Source organism: Rhodococcus sp. WWJCD1, assembly GCF_002258735.1.
Lineage (GTDB): Bacteria > Actinomycetota > Actinomycetes > Mycobacteriales > Mycobacteriaceae > Rhodococcoides.
In genome coordinates this window covers 1-854 of sequence record NZ_NOXY01000006.1, presented here as the reverse complement: position 1 = coordinate 854, position 854 = coordinate 1, and the positions used below count along the sequence as shown (strand labels likewise).

At 69.9% G+C, this 854-nt stretch carries 1 protein-coding gene; it reads right to left on the bottom strand.

Features of this window, described 5'->3' with window-relative positions; all coding sequences use genetic code 11:
• On the bottom strand, nucleotides 1-854 hold an 854-nt coding region (locus CH286_RS03760; RefSeq protein WP_141215785.1), incomplete at both ends, for a citrate synthase 2.

Below are 854 nucleotides of genomic sequence, written 5' to 3'. Positions count from 1 at the left end.
TCGGCGAAGTCGAGGATCACTGCGGCCCAGAATTCGACGTTGGTTTCGATGGCGCGGTCGGGGCGGCGTTCACGTAGTTCGGTCAACGCGGCTTGTTCGAGGGCGGCGGCGACTTCGTAGCGGGGTGCGTTCAGTCTCTTGGCGGTGGCGCGTAGGACGCGGGCGCGGGGGTCTTCGGCGCGGTAGACGCGGTGCCCGAAGCCCATGAGCTTTTCTTTGCGGTCGAGGATGCCGGTGATCAGGGCGCGGGCGTCGCCGGTCTTCTCGACGTGTTCGATCATGGGCAGGACGCGGGCGGGGGCGCCGCCGTGCAGGGGGCCGGACATGGCGCCGATGGCACCGGAGAGGCAGGCGGCGACGTCGGCTCCGGTGGAGGCGATGACGCGGGCGGTGAAGGTGGAGGCGTTCATGCCGTGTTCGGCGGCCGAGACCCAGTAGGCGTCGATGGCGGCGACGTGGGCGGGGTCGGGTTCGCCTTTCCAGCGGACCATGAAGCGTTCGGTGACGGTGGCGGCTTGGTCGATGCGGGTTTGGGGGACGGCGGGTTGGTAGATGCCGCGGGCGGATTGGGCGACGTAGGACAGGGCCATCACCGAGGCGCGGGCGAGGTTGTCGCGGGCGGTGGTGTCGTCGATGTCGAGCAGGGGTTGGTAGCCCCAGATGGGGGCGAGCATCGCGAGGCCGGCTTGGACGTCGACGCGGACGTCTCCGGTGTGGATGGGGAGGGGGAAGGGTTCGGCCGGTGGGAGGCCGCGGCCGAATGCGCCGTCGACGAGCAGGGCCCAGACGTCGCCGAAGGTGACGTTCTGTGCGACGAGTTCTTCGATGTCGACGCCGCGGTAGCGCAGTGCGCC